Origin of the sequence: Microcystis sp. M53602_WE12, from assembly GCF_030065455.1 — a bacterium.
Taxonomy (GTDB): Bacteria; Cyanobacteriota; Cyanobacteriia; order Cyanobacteriales; family Microcystaceae; genus Microcystis; species Microcystis aeruginosa.
On sequence record NZ_JASJFB010000546.1, the window covers coordinates 1 to 3,965 of the forward strand.

The following is a 3,965-nucleotide window of genomic DNA, read 5'->3' on the forward strand; positions in this document are numbered from 1 at the left end:
ATTAATGACACTATCTGTTAAAATCAGGTTAGCGATCACTATACAGCCAACTCTACGGAATCGCTCTACTCCAGATACAGTCAACGGTACAGCCATTTTCAAGTGAAAAATGTACCCAGTAGTCTCTTTTCAATTTTTTCTGAGAAGCGACCTGCAGTAAGGGTTTTGTTAATTTTTTGGTATTTACGTATGGGGGAAGTCCAGGTATCCTATTAACTATCGTTATTATTAGAGCGTCATGGGAAAAGTCATCGGCATCGACTTAGGGACAACCAACAGTTGTGTTGCGGTACTCGAAGGAGGTCAGCCGATTATAGTTCCTAACTCGGAAGGGGGAAGGACAACTCCTAGTATCGTGGGATTCGGCAAAGGCCAGCGCCTAGTGGGACAACTGGCCAAACGTCAAGCGGTCACTAATGCCGAAAATACCGTCTATAGCATCAAACGCTTTATCGGTAGGCGTTGGCAAGACACCGAGGTAGAAAGGGGACGAGTTGCCTATCATTGCCAACGCGGTCGCGATGATACCGTCAATATCAAAATTCGCGATCGGGAATTTACCCCCCAAGAAATCTCGGCCATGATCCTGCAAAAATTAAAGGCCGATGCTGAGGCCTATCTGGGAGAACCGATTAACGAGGCCGTGATTACAGTTCCCGCCTATTTTACCGATGCCCAACGTCAGGCCACTAAAGACGCGGGGATAATCGCAGGACTAGAAGTATTAAGAATTATTAACGAACCCACCGCCGCCGCCCTGGCCTACGGTTTAGATAAACAAAACGAAGATCAACATATCCTCGTTTTTGACCTAGGGGGAGGAACCTTCGACGTTTCCATCCTGCAACTGGGAAAGGGAGTCTTTGAAGTGAAAGCCACCGCCGGCAATAACCATCTTGGGGGGGACGATTTTGATAACCTCTTAGTGCGGTGGCTGGTGGAGAACTTTCAAAGCCAAGAAAACATCGATCTATCCAGCGATCGCATGGCGATCCAAAGACTGCGAGAAGCCGCCGAAAAAGCCAAAATCGAGCTTTCTAGCCTGATTACCACCTCGATCAATCTCCCCTTCATCGCCGCCGACGAAACTGGACCTAAACACCTAGAATTGGAAATAACTCGCGCTAAATTCGAGGAATTAACCAGAGAATTAGTGGAAAAAACCCTGGAACCCGTACAACAGTCCCTCAAAGATAGCGAACTGCAGCCTAGCGATATCAATCGTGTCATTCTCGTCGGCGGTTCCACCAGAATCCCCGCCGTACAGCGATTAATCTCCCGTTTCTTTTCTGCAGGCCAGATCGATCGCTCTGTTAACCCCGATGAGGCCGTTGCTTTGGGGGCGGCGATTCAAGCTGGAGTTTTAGGTGGAGAAGTAGAAGCTATCCTCCTCCTCGATGTCACCCCCCTTTCCCTCGGCATTGAAACCCTCGGCGAAGTCTTTACCAAAATTATCGATCGCAATACCACTATCCCCACCAGTAAATCTCAGGTTTTCTCCACCGCTGCCGATGGTCAAACTTCCGTGGAAATTCATGTTCTGCAAGGGGAAAGGGCCATGGCCCGGGATAATAAAACCCTCGGTAAATTTCTCCTGACGGGAATTCCTCCCGCCCCTAGGGGTATGCCACAAATCGAAGTGGCCTTCGAGATCGATGTTAACGGCATCTTGAAAGTGGCCGCCAGCGACCAAGGCACCGGCAAAGAACAAAGCATTTTAATTAGTCATACTGGAGGGCTGAAACCGAACGAAATTGAAAAAATGCGCCTAGAAGCCGAAAAATACGCCGAATTTGATCGCGGTCGTCTGCAAATGATCGATATTCGCCAGCAATGCGATAGTCTTTTCTATAGCTACGAAGTCACCCTCAGGGAAAACAGCGAGTTAGTTGCCCCCGATATCCGGCAACTGGCCGACCAGAAGCGACAACAGTTGGAAATCGCCCTGCGCGACCCTTCCATATCCCCAGAAAAGCTAAAAACCATCCTGGAAGAATTTCGTCAGATTGTCCTCGAAATCGGTACCCGCATCTACAGGGGTAAACAAGAGGACACCCAAATCCTCAACGGTACTGATTTTGAATCGATCGATGTCACCCGAGAACTGACCCGACCCACCCGCATCCGGACCACTCCCCCCAATATCTTCGCCGACGGGCAAACCTTCTCCCACACTAGAACCAGAACCTATGGTAATCTGGAAACTAAATTCAGCGAATCGGGCAGTGATGATCACCCCTACGATGGCGAAGAAATGAGTGCCAGTGACTACGAGGCCGTAGATTAAAAAGGGAAAAGCTATCGGTCGTCAGGAGACAGGAGACAGGAGACAGGAGATTATTTTTATTTATTCTCCCCACTACCCCACTACCCCACTACCCCACTACCCCACTACCCAACCCCTAACCCCCAGCAAAAATAGTAGGGATAACCCAACTAAACTATTATGTATAGTTTGTTAAAGTAACAACTAGACTTAAACTTTATTTATAAATTGCCAGCAGAACCATAGCCCCCTATGCCCACTGATTACTACGAAATTCTAGGTGTCTCGCGAGATGCCGGCAAAGAAGACATCAAACGCGCCTATCGTCGTCTCGCCCGAAAATACCATCCCGATGTTAACAAAGAACCAGGAGCCGAGGAACACTTCAAAGAAATTAACCGCGCCTACGAAATTCTCTCGGAACCAGAAACCCGCAATCGTTATGACCGCTTTGGTGAAGCTGGGGTTTCTGGGGGCGCTGCCGGTTTTGATCCCGACAATATGGGCGGTTTCGCCGATATCTTTGAGACAATCTTTAGTGGTTTCGGGGGCATGGGCGGCCAAGCAACCGCCCGCCGACGCACAGGCCCTACCCGGGGCGAGGATCTACGTCTCGATTTTAGACTAAAATTCCGCGAGGCTGTCTTTGGCGGCGAAAAGGAAATCCGCATCCGTCATCTGGAAACCTGTCAAACCTGTAAAGGCAGTGGGGCTAGACCAGGAACCAGTTCCCGCACTTGTACTACTTGCAATGGTACTGGTCAGGTGCGTCGCGCTACCCGTACTCCCTTCGGTACTTTTGCTCAAGTTTCGGTCTGTCCCACCTGTGACGGTGCTGGCGAAGTGATCGAGGAAAAATGCGACGTTTGCGGCGGTTCCGGACGCAGACAGGAAACCAAAAAACTGAAAATTACCATCCCCGCGGGGGTTGACAACGGCATGAAATTGCGCGTTGCCCGGGAAGGAGACGCCGGACTTAAAGGCGGGCCGCCGGGGGATTTATTCGTTTATCTAACCGTGGAAAACGATGGGGAATTTCAACGGGAAGGTAATGATATTAAATCGGATATCACGATTAGTTATATCCAAGCGATTTTAGGATGTACCATCAAAGTTAATACGGTAGATGGCCAAGAAGACCTGACTATCCCTGCCGGTACTCAACCGAACACCGTACTGATTTTAGAAAATAAAGGGGTTCCCAAATTAGGCAATCCCGTCAGCCGCGGTGATCATCGCATTACCGTTAAAATCTCGATTCCTACCCGTGTCACCGGAGAAGAACGGGAATTGCTGGAAAAATTAGCAAAAGTTCGCGGGGAAACCGTGGGGAAAGGCGGCATCGAGGGATTTTTAGGTAATATCTTCCATAAATAGGGCAGGCTGAATAAATCTAAAAATCTTGTCGGATAACGGAGGCAGGGGGCGGTCGGCGGTCGGCAGTATTCAGGAGTCAGGAGTCAGGAGATAGGAGATTATTTTATTTATTCTCCCCACACCCCACACCCCACACCCCACACCCCACACCCCACACCCCACACCCCACACCCTGCCCCCAGGAGAAACTTTTTCAGCAAACCCTAAATAACTATGACTTTAGACCTGCGCGGCACTCCCTGCCCAATTAATTTTGTCCGCACAAAATTGCAATTAGAGAAAATGACCGCCGGGGAACGGTTGGAAGTCTGGTTAGATGCCG

Annotated in this window: 3 protein-coding genes; all 3 read left to right on the plus strand. The window is 49.5% G+C overall.

Translation table 11 applies throughout. The features are described 5' to 3' along the window. The first annotated feature begins 238 nt into the window (after positions 1-238). Positions 239-2,287 carry a molecular chaperone DnaK gene (gene dnaK, locus PX482_RS17640; protein ID WP_288122779.1) on the plus strand — a complete coding sequence of 683 codons (2,049 nt, stop codon included), beginning with the start codon at positions 239-241 and terminating at the stop codon, positions 2,285-2,287. A 231-nt stretch (positions 2,288-2,518) separates the two neighbouring features. After that, positions 2,519-3,643 (plus strand): molecular chaperone DnaJ, encoded by a 1,125-nt coding sequence (gene dnaJ / locus PX482_RS17645; RefSeq protein WP_079209725.1) that lies wholly within the window; start codon positions 2,519-2,521, stop codon positions 3,641-3,643. 213 nt (positions 3,644-3,856) lie between these two features. Beyond that, on the plus strand, positions 3,857-3,965 hold a 109-nt coding region (locus PX482_RS17650; RefSeq protein WP_288122781.1), incomplete at its 3' end, for a sulfurtransferase TusA family protein.

Excerpts from the sequence above, each read along its gene's own strand:
- dnaK (WP_288122779.1), top strand. The coding sequence starts at position 239 with ATGGGAAAAGTCATCGGCATCGACTTAGGGACAACCAACAGTTGTGTT.
- dnaJ (WP_079209725.1), top strand. The coding sequence starts at position 2,519 with ATGCCCACTGATTACTACGAAATTCTAGGTGTCTCGCGAGATGCCGGC.